Annotated in this window: 13 protein-coding genes, 1 tRNA gene and 1 pseudogene; 4 read left to right on the forward strand and 11 right to left on the reverse strand. The window is 56.7% G+C overall.

What is annotated here, in order from left to right; translation table 11 throughout:
• The first annotated feature begins 340 nt into the window (after nt 1–340).
• Nucleotides 341–417 (forward strand) — tRNA-Met (locus tag JZX89_RS06685).
• On the opposite strand, the gene JZX89_RS06690 is transcribed toward JZX89_RS06685, so the two are convergent.
• From JZX89_RS06690 to JZX89_RS06730, 10 genes are all read right to left on the reverse strand, one after another.
• Complete coding sequence (locus JZX89_RS06690; protein WP_207133844.1) at nt 374–2,071, reverse strand: recombinase family protein; 1,698 nt, start codon at nt 2,069–2,071, stop codon at nt 374–376. The genes JZX89_RS06685 and JZX89_RS06690 overlap by 44 nt on opposite strands.
• A 36-nt stretch (nt 2,072–2,107) precedes the next feature.
• Complete coding sequence (locus JZX89_RS06695; RefSeq protein ID WP_151653330.1) at nt 2,108–2,308, reverse strand: type II toxin-antitoxin system prevent-host-death family antitoxin; 201 nt, start codon at nt 2,306–2,308, stop codon at nt 2,108–2,110.
• Between the two features lie 71 nt (nt 2,309–2,379).
• Nucleotides 2,380–2,583 (reverse strand): hypothetical protein, encoded by a 204-nt coding sequence (locus JZX89_RS06700; RefSeq protein ID WP_151653332.1) that lies wholly within the window; start codon nt 2,581–2,583, stop codon nt 2,380–2,382.
• Between the two features lie 148 nt (nt 2,584–2,731).
• Nucleotides 2,732–3,514, reverse strand: coding sequence for a DUF6650 family protein (locus JZX89_RS28990; protein ID WP_151653334.1), 783 nt, complete (start codon nt 3,512–3,514; stop codon nt 2,732–2,734).
• Between the two features lie 109 nt (nt 3,515–3,623).
• Entirely contained in the window at nt 3,624–4,577 is a 954-nt protein-coding gene (locus tag JZX89_RS06705; RefSeq protein WP_151653336.1) for a hypothetical protein, read from the reverse strand.
• Nucleotides 4,574–5,236, reverse strand: coding sequence for a Fe(II)-2OG oxygenase family protein (locus JZX89_RS06710; protein ID WP_151653338.1), 663 nt, complete (start codon nt 5,234–5,236; stop codon nt 4,574–4,576). The genes JZX89_RS06705 and JZX89_RS06710 overlap by 4 nt, the downstream gene beginning before the upstream one ends.
• A 217-nt stretch (nt 5,237–5,453) precedes the next feature.
• A complete protein-coding gene (locus tag JZX89_RS06715; RefSeq protein WP_151653340.1) occupies nt 5,454–7,214 on the reverse strand; it encodes a UvrD-helicase domain-containing protein in 1,761 nt (586 codons plus the stop codon).
• A complete protein-coding gene (locus JZX89_RS06720; protein ID WP_207133569.1) occupies nt 7,207–9,267 on the reverse strand; it encodes an ATP-dependent nuclease in 2,061 nt (686 codons plus the stop codon). Before JZX89_RS06720 ends, JZX89_RS06715 begins: the two co-directional genes overlap by 8 nt.
• Before the next feature lie 197 nt (nt 9,268–9,464).
• Nucleotides 9,465–10,751: an McrC family protein gene (locus JZX89_RS06725; RefSeq protein WP_151653346.1), complete on the reverse strand. Its 1,287-nt coding sequence runs from the start codon at nt 10,749–10,751 to the stop codon at nt 9,465–9,467.
• Nucleotides 10,751–12,661, reverse strand: a complete 1,911-nt coding sequence (locus tag JZX89_RS06730; RefSeq protein ID WP_246746677.1) for an McrB family protein — start codon at nt 12,659–12,661, stop codon at nt 10,751–10,753. Before JZX89_RS06730 ends, JZX89_RS06725 begins: the two co-directional genes overlap by 1 nt.
• Nucleotides 12,662–12,853: 192 nt before the next feature.
• Here JZX89_RS06730 and JZX89_RS06735 point away from each other — a divergent pair, with 192 nt between their 5' ends.
• The 3 genes and pseudogenes from JZX89_RS06735 to JZX89_RS06745 all read left to right on the forward strand — a co-directional run bounded on the left by JZX89_RS06735 (nt 12,854) and on the right by JZX89_RS06745 (nt 16,471).
• On the forward strand, nt 12,854–13,816 hold the full coding sequence (locus JZX89_RS06735; RefSeq protein ID WP_151653350.1) for an ArdC family protein: 963 nt from the start codon (nt 12,854–12,856) through the stop codon (nt 13,814–13,816).
• Nucleotides 13,813–14,208, forward strand: a pseudogene (locus JZX89_RS06740) (DUF2958 domain-containing protein). Before JZX89_RS06735 ends, JZX89_RS06740 begins: the two are co-directional and overlap by 4 nt.
• A gap of 124 nt (nt 14,209–14,332) precedes the next feature.
• Nucleotides 14,333–16,471, forward strand: a complete 2,139-nt coding sequence (locus JZX89_RS06745; RefSeq protein ID WP_151653352.1) for a ParB/RepB/Spo0J family partition protein — start codon at nt 14,333–14,335, stop codon at nt 16,469–16,471.
• A 148-nt stretch (nt 16,472–16,619) separates the two neighbouring features.
• Here the strand turns inward: JZX89_RS06745 and JZX89_RS06750 are convergent, their stop codons facing one another.
• Nucleotides 16,620–17,072, reverse strand: coding sequence for a GNAT family N-acetyltransferase (locus tag JZX89_RS06750; RefSeq protein WP_151653354.1), 453 nt, complete (start codon nt 17,070–17,072; stop codon nt 16,620–16,622).
• Nucleotides 17,073–17,270: the final 198 nt, after the last annotated feature.

The raw sequence follows: 17,270 nt of genomic DNA on the forward strand, positions 1-17,270 counted from the left end.
GTAGGTCGCTGCCAGGTCTGCAAAACGCAACAATCAATCTTCTCATTCACAAACTTCGGCCCAGCCGATACAAAGGGCCGCGATAAGCGGCCTTTCGTCGTTTAGTAAAAAGCTTTAAAGGCAATAAAAACGGCGTACAAAATCATGTGCGCCACTTACAGGAGATAAATTGCTGCGCAATTTACTCCGCCAGAGATCCGTCGTTGCTAAAGCAATGACGTAGTCGTGATAAATCCCAATGGGATTTACGCAATCGGTATTTTGCTAACGCAAAAACCTGTATACGCAAACTCCTTGAGTTTGCTCTGTCGCGACAAGTTCTGCGAACTTGCGCTGGTAACGCGGGGTGGAGCAGCCCGGTAGCTCGTCAGGCTCATAACCTGAAGGCCGCAGGTTCAAATCCTGCCCCCGCAACCACCGATACTAACATACCCGTCGCACCAGCGGCGGGTTTTGTCGTTTTAGCAGCCTTTCCAATGGTTTGGAACTCCGTCCAATTGAGGATTGTACCCAACTCGCCGTGCAGCGTTGCGTAAAGCTCGCCGCGTTCTGGTCCCGGCGTCAGCACAATTTTCTCAATCAGGCCGCGCAATGTCTCTGCCGCTTCCTGTCGCTCTTCCTTGCGATTGAGCGCTTTCGCCAGGGCTGAAACCTTCTTTGCATAGATCGCCGAGGCGCTCGGCAGTATGTCTGGTGTGTCCTCTGGCGCGTCGGCCAGCAAGGTGTTCAGTTCGGCCTTGCGTGCCTCCAGCGTGTCCATCTCTGCTTTCATGCTCTCGTGGAACATGCCGGCCTTGATCGCCTCAATGATGCCGCGGATCTGCTTCTCGATCTTTACCAATTCCGCTTTCCAGACATCGCCGCTGGAGCGACGTTCCCGGTTCAGTCGGTTGGTCTCCTCCGCATAGGCGCGCATCGCCTCCTCAACAATTTCAGGCGCCATCATACGGTCCTTCAGGCCGGAGAGTACGCGGGCTTCCAATTCCTCACGCGGGATCGTGCGGCTATTTGAACAGGCACCCTTGCTGATGTGGTTCGAGCAAGCGAACCGATCAGCGCCGCGAAGCGAGTAGGGCCCTCCGCAGCAGCCACAGAACACCAGGCCGGACAGAAGAGACTTGGGCCGACGTGTGCCGTTCAGGTGATTCTTTTTGTGGTGCTTGCGCACAGCCTCAGTGACATTGACGTATTTCTCGGCGATAGCGTCCTGCCGCTCGCGGACCGAATGCCAAAGCGCATCATCTACAATCCGCAGTTCCGGCACGTCCTTGATGATCCATTCCGATTCCGGGTTGAGCCGCGACACGCGCTTTCCGGTCGAAGGATCTTTGATGTAACGAAGCCGGTTCCAGATCAGACGACCGATGTAGAGTTCATTGTTGACCAGCCCCGTGCCGCGCTTCACATGGCCACGGATGGTGGTGTCGCTCCAGAGCTTGCCAGCTGGACCGGGGACGCCTTCCTCGTTCAATGTGCGGGCGATTGTGCGTGGGCCAACGCCAGCGGCGAACTCGCGGAAGATTCGCCGGACAACATTCGCCTCGGCTTGGTTGATTTCCCGGTCGCCGCGAACGGGTTCACCGCGCGGATCCAGTTGCTTGACGACATTGTAGCCGAAGCAAAGCCCGCCGCCTGACTTCCCTTCCTCTACGCGACCACGGATGCCGCGATGAGTCTTGACGGCAAGGTCTTTCAGGAACAGCGCATTCATCGTGCCCTTGAGACCGACGTGAAGCTCGCTGATCTCGCCCTCGGACAGCGTGACAATCGAAACGCCAGCAAATTTGAGGTGCTTGTAGAAGGTGGCGACGTCAGCCTGGTCACGACTTATGCGATCCAGTGCCTCTGCCAATACGATGTCGAACTGGCCTGCCTGTGCATCCTGAAGGAGCGTCTGGATGCCAGGCCGCAGGATCATGCTCGCGCCTGAAATGCCAGCATCCTGGTAGGTTCCGACGATCTTCCACTTATCGCGCTTCGCCTGCTCGCGGCAGATGCGCAACTGGTCCTCGATCGACGCCTCGCGCTGATTGTCGGAAGAATATCGGGCATAGAGCGCAACGCGGGTCATCGGTCAGTCCTTTCAAGCTCCGTGTCAGGGGGCAGGTTAATTCTGTTCAGGTTCGGAGGCGGCTTTGATGGTATTGCCCATGTGCTGCGCCGCTGACAGTAGTGCGTCATATTGGGCGGCCGACATCAGCACAAACTCGCGCCGGCCATGTCGCGTGATCTCTACCGGCTCACGGTGAGACTCGTTCAGATACTGTCCGAACTTGCGTTGAAATTCGAGGGAGGTTGTGGTTGGCATCGCAGACTCCAGGAGAAAAGGTCTGCTTATATAATACGTATTACACGTATAAATGCAAGGGAATTTACAGGTCAACTACGCAGGTCACGTTGTGCTTTGCGCTCCGCTGCAAGTTTGCGTTCAAATTGCTCACGGGCGATCTGGCGACCAATCATGCGAGCCAGCGACAACACGGCAGCGTCTTTGCGCGAAGGATCGTACCGGTCCGTTTTGGGTCCGGTTGAGGGCGTAACCTCGATATTGATCCTGTTCCGCTTGACCGCCATCGTCTCCAAAATCCCATCCCCGGAAAGGGGCTGGGATGATGGAAGCGCGGAATGTCATTGCAGGGAAGGTCTCGGACATTGCTGTGCGGTGAATAGGATGCCGTGGCGTAGAAAAGGGAAGGGTCGGTTGGTGGCGATGTACTCCACTATCGCTCTGTTAGTCGGTTTGGGGCATTATTTGTGCTAGTTCATCGGTGGGACTAGTCTTGTAAGCATCGCAAAGATGGAAAAGCTGCAGTCCAACCGACTTCCGCAGCGTCGCTAGCGCATCTCTAAACCGCAACCAACTGGGGTTTCCGCTGTCGCAACGTAGCGTCACCAAGTCGATTTCTTCAACTTGAACGAAGAACGTTAGGATCGTTTTCGTCAATGATTGGAGTACCAGATCCAGTTCGCCACCCTGGGGTAGTCCCTTTCGTAAATCAAGTAACCTGAACCGCAGACGGTCCAGCGATTGGCGAACCCGGTCGGGGAACTCTGCGTCAAACGACTCCCAGATTGCGCGGTGGTCCTCAAATTCTGAGACTATGTCCTTCGCAAGCTGGGGTGCCTGTTGCCGTGTTTGCAGAAGCACGAGGCTTTGCGCGTAGCCTTTCGTGCGAACCTCCGCGATCAACGCCTCATGGTCACGTTTCCACTGACGGAGAAGTTCGGGCTTGTGAGGCGAAGAATCCTTATCAACGATGTCACCGCATTCCCTGCAAAGCCACAAGCCATTTGAGATGTGCTTGCGCTGTTCCGGAGTTTGGTTCTCATCGTAGCGTGGCCCGTTGCTTGCGGCGGCCCTAATGTGAGCGGCATGACCGGTTCTCAGGCTCTTCTCCTGATCCGAATGTGGCCCCGCAGTCAACTTAAGGCAGTCAGGATTCGAACAGAAGTGCGCAGCTCGTTCTGCAAGTGTTTGTTTGGTTCTGGGTGAGAACTCATCTCGCGCCCCCATAGACTTCTCCTTCGGCCGCTCTGTGGCAGCTAGTTTTCTTTAGGCTCTCTCCAGAGCTCTCCGCAGCGCATCAATGGTGTATCGGGCCAAGTTACCTTGGAGCCAACTATCAACGTTCGTTATTGTCGTCTTCGTAGCCGGACCAATCGTCAGCAGGAGCATAATATTCTGCTGCATCGTAGGTCTGCTTCTTCTTGTATCGGTCGCTGAGCCCAACGGCTGCGAGTTTGGAGAGTCCGGCAATCTTGAGGCCGCAGGCTACGCATTCAAAATGCGTCGGGAGGTACTCCTGCGTCTCAATGATTTCGTCGTCGTCGAGCTTCTGCGTTGGGGCTGAAACCGGCTCTCCCAGCACAAGTGCGGTCGACGCACATGACGGACAGTCGACTCTATGACCGTTTTGACGGCTGGCCCACACTGACGCCTGCGTTTGCAGCGTCGTACGCTCGTGTTCTGGCTTGGCGTTCCAGACCTTCTTGTGCGCCTCAACGTCGCCCCTCACGGCTTTCGCGCTCTCATCTGCAGCTGCATCGATCAGCTTCCTGGCAACCTCCGCTTCGTCTTCGCCAAGGAATTCATCAAGTGGGATGCTCATTGACGTCAGAAGGATTTGGCAAGTCTGATAGAATCTTGGTTGCCAGGTCGATCCCCTAATTCCCTCGAATGCGAGTTCGCCAGTATGAAGCTCGGCATTGCGCTTACCGGTATGCACGACACCGAAGCTCTCGTGCTCCTTGGTGAACTCCGGCAGTATCCCTGAGAGGCGCTTGAACACCTCGCTGATTGCGATGGATCTCGGCGAGAACCTCTCTTCGAACGGAGTGAAGCCAAGCGCAAAATAGAGGTTCGATCCATTTTTATCGGCTTCTGCAAGCAGCGCGGGGCTTACATTTGCAAGAGCGGCGCGGGCAAGAAATTCTAGAGCGAGGCTCGACCAGAGAGCATATTCCCATTTATCGCTGTCATATTCATCCATGTTCTGGATGTAGCGCACAGCTTTCGCGTAGAGTGCCTCCGGATCGAAGGTTGCCGGCGTTGCGCCCGGCTTGATTGTCGGCTTCATTTTAGCCCTCCCAAATATACTCTCTCAATAGAACGATCCTCTCGTCCTAGCGGTATCGGCGAACGGGCATGCAGCATGCGCCAGTTGTCGATTATCAGGGTATCCCCCGGACGAATGAGGGCAATCGACAGCGAGGCACGTTTCGCAAGCCAATTACGAATCTGGGCGTCGGCGGTGTCGCCAACTTTGCTCGCTGGCTGAAGAAATATTTCATCCCATCGTAGGAGATCGGTGCCATCCGACGTACGTTCGAGCAGGCGAAGAAGCGCAAGGGCTCCATCGCGGGGCCGGCGTGGCTTGAAGATTGCGCGTGCGAGAGTGTCTCGAGAAATGGTGTTGACGAGCGCGCGGCCATCGATCAGCAATGTGGGAACGTCATCATATCCAATTAGGCATCGTAGGAGTAAGTAGCGCGGTGGTCTGCGCCAATGGGCAAGATCGGTATGAAACGGAAAACGGCCCAGTCCAAAGTTCCCGCTATATGTATTCGGAGTCGATTCTTCGCGAGGAATTAAAGTTTGGACAAGGCCGCCTTCCCAAGGCGTGAGCGGATCGCCGAGTTCGTTAGCGACTTCGACGATGTCAGCATTAGGACGATGCTGGGAGATTAGGGCGTAGCCGCTTTCGGTAATTTTTTGTCTCAGATCGAACCCCATCATTTCTCAGTCATTCTAGTTGGCTTCTGGGCTATCGGCAGCTCGCCGACTCGATATCGAGCGACGGCATGATGTAGATTGCCCCGCGAACCATGCTGTCGAGGAAATGCGTCTTGCATGAAATCGCGGGGCTTATCGTATGTTCGATCGTGTGAGACAACGGGCTCTGGTTTTGGACGATAGTCTCCATGTGCTTCTTGAAGTGGGTTCAGAGTAGCTCTCATGCTGCGACCGGATCAGGAGGCAGAGCGACGAGATTGTTCTCACCAAACAGCTCTGTGAGCTTCGCCATCGCTGCGGGACTAACGAGTTGCGTGAACAGCAACGCTAGGCGGACCTGGGGTCGCGAACATGCAACATAGAACAAATTTCGATTGTTCTCGAAGAACTCCTGCTTATCAGCGGGAGGCGCTGCATCCATCCATTCTAGGGTTTGGACAAAGTTGTACTTGTTCCAGCCACGTCCCACGATCACCAAAACATTCTCGAACTCCGCGCCCTTCACGCCGTGCTTTGTGGCAAATGGCGTGTGCCCGTCGATGAAACGATCCAAAGCTATCAATTCCGTATAGCTAACCGCCCGCAGCCCTCGAAGTTGGGTGATCCGGCGCGACTCTCCTTCCACGGGTTCATCTCCTGCCTCAGCGAGCTTCGCTTCGCGTTGTTCCACAGCGGCCGGCAGCCGCATGTGCGGCTGGGCGGCGATGAAATCGATTATTTCACCAATCGTTCCGGTCTGCCGCAACGCGATGAGAGCGTTCATGCCATTGGTCCAGGCAATTTTGTCTTCGTGACAGCGGATGCGTGGCATACTGGACCCGAATGCCTCGAACATTTCCCCATAACGGTTGGCCTCAAATGCCGCGCAAGCGGGTTCAAGCTGGTCCGCAAGAAACTTGATGTGAGGATCTTCCTTCTTCAACCAGGGATCGTTGAACTGGCCATAGATGCTCCGAATGTTTTCGTAGCCCTGTTCCCGAGCAAGAATACTATGACTGAGCATTAGGATTTTGGTTTTCTCTACAGACAGATCCCAGCCTTCGGCAGACAGCCGATCCTTCACACACTGAAAGTAAGCACGAGCTGCCTCAGGACTGGTGTCATCTTTCCAGTGGCCTCCTCCTTGTCCGGTTCGCCGCTGCCCCGGCCAGTCGTTTGTATGAAATACACGGGCCTCACCCTGCGCAGCGGGATCGCTAACCATCTGCGGCAAGTCTGGGCGCATACGGTTCAGGACTTGCACAATCGGATCGACCGATCGGAAGTTCGCTTGCTTGTCGATAACCTCAAGTGTCTGGTGCTCCACCAGCCCGCATCCCTCGCCGTAAATCTTCTGCCAATGGTCGCCGAAAAGACCGATCAACGGGCCTTCACCTCTATCAAGAAACCATTCTTTCAACGCATCAACGAATCCGGCATCCGTGTCCTGATATTCGTCGATAAGCAGAATGGGATATCGCGAAGTCAGAACTCGGCGAAACTTGGGGCGGCTTATCGCCTGGATCATCAGTGACAGTACATCTTCATGGCGAAGTGAAACCTGATCGTCCGTAACGCCGGGGTAGCCGAGTTCATAGTGGATACGACGCTGACCGATGCCGCCGGTGTCCGCAAGTCGCTCTTCCCATGTCGGTAACCCGGGAACCAGTTCACGAAGTGTAGGCTGGAAATCTTGGAGGACTGACCAGCAAAAACCGTGAACGGTTTCGGGTCTCACGGCAGGATGCGCGTTCGTTCTGGCAATGATTTCGTCTTTGGCGACGTTGGTGTAGGTGATGCAGCCAATTTGTTGGCGCTGCCGCAGCAACGCGGAGCCTTGCTTTTCAATCAATCTGCGAAGTGCTTTCTCAAGAGAGTAGGTCTTTCCTGCGCCAGCACCGGCCTCTAGGCGAAAGCTGCGTCCTTCATCCAAGCAAGCGAACATGCGTTCCAGAGCAATGCGACCAGCGGCATCTGCTGGGCTTTCTTGTCCCTCAGCCATGTTCGTCTTCCTGGATCGCGTCGATCTCGAGGCCGGCAGCTTCGGCGAGGATTTCGACCGCTACTGCCTCTGGGGGGGCCACAGGAGCAGGATTACCCTGTGCCAACCACCTCAAACCTTCAGCGATGTATCGGGGAACACTCCATTCGGTGTTTGTGATCGCATACTGCAGAGCAAAGGCGGACTTTTTCTGCTCCGCAGCGAGTTCATACGCCGCCGCTGCAACATCTTCCTCCCCAAGCGCGAAAAGGCCAGGGTTCGCGATTATGAACGCATCTTCGAAGCTGCGCCCGCAAGCTCCACCATCCTGTTCGGGAATCTGGTATGCGATGCGCCTGCCATTGGTAATCTTCTCGCCTGGTGTTTTGATGAGCAAGGCAGCCGGGGATATATCGGCACCGTACAATGCCTTCAGACAACCGTTGCTTGTGAATTGCCCTTGCGCGACAGGTACGGCCTCGCGCTTGTTGTTTGCATTGGGACGAACCGTATCTATGTCCGTAATAATCAATGTGCGGAGTTCGAGGAACGTCAGCAAATCGAAGAAGCGATGAGCATAGGCTCCGCCTACTTCCATGACTGTTAGGTATTGGCTCCCCAGTTGCGGTGCTCCAGGTGCCGCACTGTCCGTTTTTCGAATCATTGTCGGAAGGAGGAGGCGTTCCGACGTTCCCTCGATCAAGACGGCCTTATCTGCAAAGAACAGATCGCAACGTGTGAGGGTCAAATACTGATGCAGAAACTCCCGATCAGGCTCGGGCGCAGCTCCCATGCCCCGGCGCAGGTCTTTGATGATGGTTCGCCGAACGCCATCTTCGTCCGCCTTCGACAGGAAATAACGCATGGATTCAAAGCGGGCCTCGTTAGCCATGTGCGGAGAATGCGTCGTAACTACAAACTGGACAGGCCAAGGGAGGTTATCATTCAATTGAGTGACGAAAGCATTCGTGATCTGATCGAGTTGCCGAATGAATACCTCCTGCATCTGGGGATGAAGGTGCGCTTCCGGCTCTTCGATAAAGATTAGATGCACGCCAGCCGCCGTCGGTGTCGCCTGATACTCACGAAAGAAGCGCAAGATTTGCAGTAGCATGAAGACGAGATTACGCACGCCGAGACCATTATAGGTTTCTGGAAGTGTTATCCCGTTTTTCCCGACATAGCGGACCTTGGTGTGATCGCTCAGCAATCTCTCGACGTCAAAGCTTGTCTCAGTGATGAGCCCTGGGTCAGCCAGTCCGGGGTAGCCGAACAGCTCGAAGGTGGGCAGCAGCGATGTGAGCTTTACATTGAAGTCGCTGTGCAGATCGCTTTGAATGCCTTCGACAGCGATTTTCAGCTGCTCGGCGGTAGTCCTTTTTTCAGGATCGATCGGATCGTTTAGCGCCGACTGAAAAAGTATTTCTACTACTTTTCCAAGAACATCTCGTTCGCGTTTCGTGTCATCGTCCAATCCCCGTTGTGCATTGATGAAACCGCCTTGTATTATAGTAGTGAGCATTCTCGTTTCGAGAGGCTTCCTATTCGTGGGGTCGTTAGGATCAATCGCCTCTAATACCGAGCTGTAGGCGACAGGAACCCGTGCTCCCAGAGCACGGAAAAGCGCACTTTTGGCACTCTCTCCATCTTCTTCTGGTGCAGGGAGATCGGCGAAGAGCAATGCAGTTGCATAGGGTCGAGGGCCAAAAGTCAGGACAAGACGCGCATATGTACAATCTGGATTTAGGTCGATGATGCACTCGCCTAATGCTCCAAGGGCTGGCATGTCAACGTCGTATAAAACATCAATTATTATACGAATAACGGGAAGGGTATCCAGTACGTCGGATACCTCCGCTCCGGCACTGAACGCCTCAAAAGCGTTCCAGAATTTCTCGTGACAACCGAGAGAAAAATCTTCGAGACGGAAGGTGAGAGTCTTTTCTGAGAGGAGTCGGCGGAAAAGCTCTGCAATCGATGTTTTGCCGCTATTGTTTCGTCCCACGATCAGCGTGGTTCTATCTTCGAAACCAATCTCGACGTCCTGCAGCAATCGGAAGTTTTCAATCTTCACATTGTGTAGCTTCAATTTCCACGCCCCCAAATATAATTCCACCGTCTAGTCGTTAGTTCTGTAATTATACATCATGAGATGTCCGATTCGGATCGGTGCAATGAGTATTTTTGCATGGCTCTAGCTGCTTCTGAAGCCATGAATTTTCATTGCTTCTCTATTTCTCTCAAATATTGCTCGGGCCGCCTGCAGGCTCATCACGAAACTAATCTCGTCAGCAGGATATCTGCCCTGGGAAGAATGCCGTTTTTCGTGTAATGGATCATGGCGTAAATGATGATCTCCCAATCCTTTCTTTGTTGGACCTGAGCCAAATCGACTTGCCAGATTTCCACTCTGCGGTCTGTGGCGGTATAGTGCCATATCGTTGGTGGCGTGCGCTTCCGTCCAGGATAAAGAAGTATGACGCGGCTTGCTTTATAGACCGCCCCATAGGACGCGAGTTGATAAAGATCGGCTTGGCTCACATTTGGCGCGGAGCCGGGCTGTTCGCCCAGATCCTTCCATTTTGTGTCAATGACCAGTGGGCCTTCAGGCGTGTCAATGACAATGTCGGGGATCAGCGGGTAGGCCCCATGCTGCAACAGGGTGTGCTGGCGGCGTTGAACCGAAACTGACCCGGACGGAAGAACCCGTTGCAGCCAGCGGGCAACATACCGTTCAAACAGCAGGTTCATCGGGAAGAGCAACGAAATGCCCGTGCCGTGTCCGGAACTCGTGCTTTGCCACTCTGCTTCCAGCAACATACGCGCGAGTATATGCGCTTGACGAAAGCGCTCATTCATCCTGTTCCAGACGATCCGCTCCCTCAGGGGGACGGGGCTGGCGGGGATGTCGGCGAAGCGCGCTGTCAGGTTAGCGATCCGGCGACGCAGAGGCTCGGAGCGCACAAAGGAGATAATGCGCAACAGGCTGGCCTTGAACAGCCGGTTGAGCGGCGTGTTCTCGGAAAACTCGTCAAACCGGCAATGCAGGCGGGAAGGATCAACTGAGCGGCGAACGATCTGCTGCCTCACATCGAGCGCCCCCCGCAGTTTAGGTAAAACATCCTCCTCAGGCACATAGTCGCGCGTCAGACCGGATTTCGCTTGTTCCGCAAGGCGGGTGACAAACAGATTGATAAAGGCTTCGAGAAGGTCGCTCTCCTGTGCGCCCATCTGCGCGATCTGCCCTTCTGAAAGCGGAATGTCGAAGGCGACCGCAATCATCCGCACAAGGGTTGCTCGCAATGCACCGTCCTCGTCGGTGAGCTTGGGCAGGATTTCCAAACTTATCCCTGGAACGGAAATAATGCCGCAAACCTGCTTGGTTTCCAGCTTCCGAAAACCGCGCGCCAGCACGCCGTTCTTTGCCACACCAAGCCTGCGGGCAGCCGTGATTGCGGCAAGATGCAGTTGCTCGGCTTGTCCTTCGCTGATTCCGTCGGGTCCAATGGGCAGGGAGGACCATTCCGGCAGCGAGTAATGGCTTTTCTGTTTGGGCATTATTCCTGTCCCAGAAGAGCCATGTAAGCTGCTTCAGGGTATGCGCCTTCTTCCCGAAAGACATCGGAGTAGCGATACCGATCCTCAGCAAATCCCTCAGCCCCTTTGGGAACCGGAATAGGGGTTCGATTCAGGAAACCGTCGCCGCCACCCAGAACAATACGAACCCGTTCAATGTCGTCATGGAAATACTCACACAGCAGCGGGATGACTTTGAATGCCATGACGCGATCGAGGTCGGCTTTCGTCTTGATGCCCATAAACCAGGCGTGGCCGATCTGGGCATCCTCTCCCAGGAAATAGACAAGGCGCAAATTGAGGTTGTCCAAAATGGCTGCAAGATCGAGCGCACTATCGTCGAGTTCGATGCCTGTGAGTTCTGAGGGATCAGGCGGCAGTTCCTCAAACACGAAACGCCGACGCAGTGCTGTGTCCAGCAGCGAGATGGATCTATCGGCCGTGTTCATCGTGCCAAGGATGTACAGATTGGCCGGAAGAGAGAACGGGGTCTTGGAATAAGGAAGTGTGACGGTGACCGCCGCAGGCGCTCCCCGTCTCTTGTCCGCCTCCAGAAGCGTGATGAGTTCGCCCAGAACCTTCGAGATGTTGGCGCGATTGATCTCGTCAATGATGAGGACATGGTTGCCGGCCTGCTTCGAAGCCCGCTCTGCCATCACTTTCAGCACACCTGCTTCGGGTTCGAGCGTAAAGCCTGCGCCCGATGCCATCGGCTTGGGTCGCAGTCCCTCGACGAAATCTTCGTAGGTATAGCTTTGATGGAAGGTGACGAAGCTGATGCGCCCGTCCTCGACCAGTTGCGCATAGGACGCGCGCACTGCACCTTGATCGGACGCCATCTGGCCTAGACATATCTCGACGGCGCGTCGTGCGGTGCTGAACGTCTTGCCCGTACCCGGAGGGCCATAGAAGATCGTATTCAGTTCAAAACCGGATGGAGCTGGCACGACGGCTTCTTCATCCAGTTTATCTGTCGAGTGCGCCTTCTTTTCTTTCGGCTTTTGCCAGACAGGCCTGAAGTCACCCTCGTAGAAATCGACATGTGAACCATGCTTGGCTTCAAGGCTCTTGCGCAAAGTCAGAAGTGCGTCATCGAGCTTGGCTATGCTCATAGCACCGACATCGGCTGCGGTTGTGGCCCCGAAGCCAGCCAGAATATCCCGTTTATGCTGGCCGGCGCTGATGCGCTCGAAGCTGTCAGGAAAAAGCAGGAAGGGCAGGATATGGCGCAACTGCCGATTTTCGCCGTTCACCTGTATCTCGAACCAACTGGCAAATGCGCCGCCGTTCCCGAGCAGGTGTTGACGTTCATCAACAGGCCTGGATTTGAGGTCCTGCATGGCGGTAATCAACAGAACGAGCTCGCGCCATTTATTGTTGTTATATCCCTGGCCAGCCCGGCCGACACCGTAAAGAACCTGCTCGGTCAGGGCCGCCACATCTTGCGGCAAATCCTGGCCTGACCAGGACCAAACCTCTCGAACTTTCCGATCCTTGGTCGGGGGAGAAACATCGCCACGCTGGAAGGCATAAAGTAGCCAGATCAGCTCGGCCATCAGGCAGTGCGCCTCAGCGGTTGCGTCAGACAGCTGGACTTTCAGCTTTTCGAAGAACTTGCCTTCGCCCTCATCGAGGTTCTGCACGTAGGTACGCTGCAACTCTGCAAAGTGTTCAGCGGTCCAGAGTGAGCGTCCAGGTGAAAGCAGGGAACCATCGCCGATCAGGCAATCAGTGCGAAGACGATCCATCGTCTCGTAAAGGGGAGAAAGATCAGCATCTGGGTTATAACGGGCCACGAAAATTCCTCGGAAATACTTAGATAGCCATTGCGGCATGCAATATTCGTCTTCCGACTGGCGCGAGTCGGTCCAGCTTGCATAAGAAACCAGCAAAGCTCTTTTTGTCCAGTATACAGAGGCATTTGGGGAAAACCTTCCCCCTGGTCGGCACTGGCGTTGCCGACGCACCCCCATCAGCGGGGAGACCCCGCAACGCCCCCTTCAGAGTGAGAGTGCGGACGGGTTTTCCGTGACGGGTTGAGGGCTGGAAGAGAGGCTTCCGGCGCCCGTCGCGGAGCAATCCCGATGGCCAGATACGACCGCAGCGCGCACGCCCGTGCAGATCGCACGACCCTCTACGACGACATTACCAACAAGATCATCGCCGAGCTGGAGCAAGGCAGGCTTCCTTGGGTGCAGCCGTGGGGGAAATCGCCCAATATCGCACCGCTCGGCCTTCCCAAAAACGCCAGCACCGGCCGGAGCTATTCCGGCATCAACATTCTCATCCTCTGGGGCGCGGTCATCCAGCACGGCTTCCCGTCTCAGGCTTGGCTGACCTTCCGCCAGGCTTTGTCGCTCGGCGGCAATGTCATGAAGGGCGAGCGCGGCACCACCGTCGTCTATGCCGACCGCTTCACGCCCGAGGACGAGAAACGCCGCGCTCGCGAAACCGGCGACGATGCACAGTCCATCCCGTTCATGAAGAGATTCACCGTCTTCAACGCAGCGCAATGCGAGGGACTGCCTGACGACATCGCCACCGTTGCGCCGCCACCGCCTCCGGGCCTGATCGAGCCGAAGGTCGAGGCGCTGATCCGCGCCACCGGCATCGACTTCCGCATCGGCGGCGATCGCGCCTTCTACGCGCCGTCGCAGGATTTCGTGATGGTCCCGCCGCCGCAAACCTATTTCGAGCCGATTAACTGGCACCGGACAGCCCTTCACGAGCTGGGTCACGCCAGCGGCCATCACAGCCGTCTCAACCGCGATCTGACCGGCTCGTTCGGCTCGAAGAAATACGCCTTCGAGGAAATGATTGCGGAGCAGACCGCGGCTTTCAGCTGCGCCGCGCTCGGGATCGTGCCGACGGTGCGCCATGCCGACTATATCGGGTCGTGGCTGGAGGTCATGCGCGAGGATTCCCGCGCCATTGTCCGCGCGGCCTCGCAGGCCAGCAAGGCGGCAGACTGGCTGCTGTCGCATCTGCCTGCCGAGGGCGTCGAGGAGCCGGATGCGAGCGTAACAGATCGGAGGGCTGCGGCATGATCCTCCTGACCGGCGCACAGCGAGACCGCCTGCTGGCGAATGGCCGCCAGCGCGATCAGGATCACATCCCGGTCGTGAAGTTCTTCAATCCCATCGGTGAAGGCGTCTGGCTCGCTACCGAACTGGATGAGGATGACGACATCATGTTCGGCCTGGCGGATCTCGGTCATCCCGAACTGGGTTCGTGGAGCCTTGGCGAGATGCAGTCAGTCCGGCTGCCCTTCGGCATGGGCATCGAGCGGGACCTGCTGTTCACCGGCGATTTCCCGATCTCGGTCTAGGCCGAGGCAGCCCGTGAGACCGGAAGCATCCGCGCCGCCGAGCGTCTGCTCTACCGCGTCGGCGCGTGCTTTTCCCGTACATCCGCCGATACAGAAAACCGGAGTGCCTGATTTCCGGGTTTCAGGTTCTGCGGCTGGCGTCGCTCTCTTCAGAGGAAGAGGGCGGCGCTTCGCTTGGTGACGGGCTGATAGCCGGAGAGAGAGGCTCACCGGCGTCCGTCATGGAGTCACTGACATGGCCACTGCCGTTCAGAAGATCACCCTGTCGTCCTCGCGCGATATTCCCTTCAACAAGCTGGTGCTTTCCCAGTCCAACGTCCGGCGCGTCAAGGCCGGGATCTCGGTCGAGGAACTGGCCGAGTCCATCGCGCGGCGTGGGCTGATCCAGTCCCTGCACGTCCGCCCGGTCGTGGATGCCGAAGGCAAGGAAACCGGCATGTTCGAGGTGCCTGCCGGCGGTCGTCGCTTCCGGGCGCTGGAACTGCTGGTCAAGCAGAAGCGCCTCGTCAAGGTCGCGCCAGTGCCCTGCGTGGTATCGGTAGCTGGGAGTGACGTGCTGATCGACGAGGTCTCACTCGCCGAGAATATCGAGCGCGCGCCGCTGCATCCGCTCGACCAGTTTCGCGCGTTTCAGACCATGCGCGAGAAAGGCATGACCGAGGAAGCGATCGCGGCCGCCTTCTTCGTTGACACGAAGGTGGTGAAACAGCGCCTGCGCCTTGCATCCGTTTCGCCCACGCTGCTGGAGACTTACGCCGAGGATGGTATGACGCTGGAGCAGCTCATGGCCTTCACCGTCAGCTCTGACCATGCCCGCCAGGAACAGGTCTGGGATGGGATCAAGGACGGCTGGCAGAAAGAGCCCTATACCATCCGGCGCATGCTGACCGAAACTACGGTCCGTGCCGCTGACAAGCGGGTGCTCTTCGTCGGCATCGACGCCTATGAGGAGGCTGGCGGCTGCGTGCTGCGCGATCTCTTCCAGCAAGACGATGGTGGCTGGCTGCAAGATCCGGTGCTGCTCGACCGGCTGGTGGGCGAAAAGTTGAAGGCGGAAGCCGAAGCCATCGCTGCCGAAGGGTGGAAGTGGGTCGAGGTCGCCATGACCTTCCCCTACGGTCACGATCATGGACTGCGGCATCTTGTCGGCACCACGGTCGACCTGACCGAGGAAGAGCGTATGAGGCGCGAGACGCTGCGCAAAGAGTATGACCGGCTCGAAGCGGACTATGCCGAGGCCGATGAACTGCCGGACGAGATCGACGCCCGCCTCGGTGAGATCGAACAGGCGCTTGAAACCTTCGAGCGCCGCCCGATGACCTTCGACCCCGATCAAATAGGCATGGCTGGCGTCTTCGTCAGTATCGACTCGGATGGCTCCCTGCTGGTCGAGCGCGGCTATGTTCGCGTCGAGGATGAAACGCATGCGGAACTGGAAGCTGAGATCGTTGACCCGGAAACCGGCGAGGTGATCGAGCGGGCAGAACCGGAGGCAAGCCGCATGCGCGCAGTCATCACGCTGGGCGGCCAGCCGGTCGAAACGGAGGAGGAAGACGAGGCCGACACCATCAAGCCGCTGCCCGATCGTCTGATAAGTGAACTGACCGCGCATCGCACTCTGGCACTGCGGGATGCGGTGGCAGTGAACCCGCATGTTGCCATGACGGCACTACTGCACCGCCTGGTCATGGATTGCTTCATGCCGCATTCCAGTCGCGGATGCCTGGAGGCACAGGTCCGGGAGGTGCATCTTCCCGCTCAGGCCGAGGATTTGCGCGACAGCGCGTCGGCCAAGGCCATCGCTGACCGCCACGAACGCTGGGGCGATCATGTCCCGGCAGACGATGCCACTCTCTGGGACTGGCTGACCAATCTGGACGATGGTTCGCGCATGGATCTGCTCGCCCATTGCGTCAGCTACGGTGTCAACGCGCTCTACGAGAAGCCCAACCCTTACAGTGGCACGGGCGTCAGTCAGCATGGTCTGGACATCCGCCTTTCGGAGGCTGATCGGCTGGCCCGTTCGACCGGCCTCGACATGGTGGCCGTGGGCTGGCGGCCGACAGTTGGCAATTATCTCGGCCGTGTAACCAAACCGCGTATTCTCGAAGCCGTGCGCGAAGGCGCCGGAGACCGGGCTGCCGATCTAATCGGGCACCTGAAGAAGGGCGACATGGCCAAGGAAGCCGAACGGCTGCTTGCGGATACCGGCTGGTTGCCTGAGCCGCTGCGCATGGTGGACGATGGCATCGAAGTCGATCCGGCATCGGGCGCTGCGGCGGAAGCCGACGATCTGCCCGATTTCCTTTCCGGCGATTGCGAGGAAGACCCGGCTGACGACGAGGAAGAACGGCATATGGTTGCTGCTGAATAGCACTCATACGGGACGGCTTCGGTCGCCTCGTTTACCACCCTCCGGTTCCGCAACTCGCCAGGTCCTTATGATCGGGACTTTTGTGGGGAGTAGCGGACAATTGTGAATGTGGTCTGGCAGGGCAGGAATAGCCCTGCCAGACCTGTTGTCAGCTCTTCAGGGTGAGAGTCGCATTCGGGAACGGGAACCCGAAGTCATCCACAACACGCCGGGAAACCTCCTGGAAACCTAGCGACCTGTAAAAGCGGACGGCTTGTTCATTGTCGGTATAGACCTCAAGCGACAGCTCTTGCTTCCGTACCAGTGCATCTGCAATCAGTTTACGACCGATGCCAAAGCCCTGCCGGTCTGGTGCGATGAAAATCCCGCCAATGAAGGTTCCCAAAAGGCTGATGAACCCAACGGCCTCCCCATCAAGGCAAGCTACTGAAGTCTCTGCCTTGGGCAGATATTCCTCTTCGATCAGTCTTCGCTGTTCGATCAACCTTGGCTCACCGATAAAGGGATGCGCCTTCATTGAGGCTTCGAACCAGATACTGGACAGTTTTTTCAGATCCGTTGCCGCATCGAAGGGCCGGATCATAAAGTTTGTGTTTTCCATGAGAGCTCCACAAAAGTCATGCAAAAAGGATCGGCACCCATGTGCCGAGCGATGCCGCTAAATGCGGTTCAATCGAAGCCTCTGTGCATAAATCTCCTTTTGTGACGATCAAAACATAAGCTATTTATTTGTCAGGTTCAATATCTGCTTTGGACTCTTCGCGTTGAATACTACCACTGTTCCAGCTTCACTCTGCCC

The sequence above is a fragment of the Agrobacterium burrii genome (genome assembly GCF_017313405.1).
Classification (GTDB): Bacteria; Pseudomonadota; Alphaproteobacteria; order Rhizobiales; family Rhizobiaceae; genus Agrobacterium; species Agrobacterium burrii.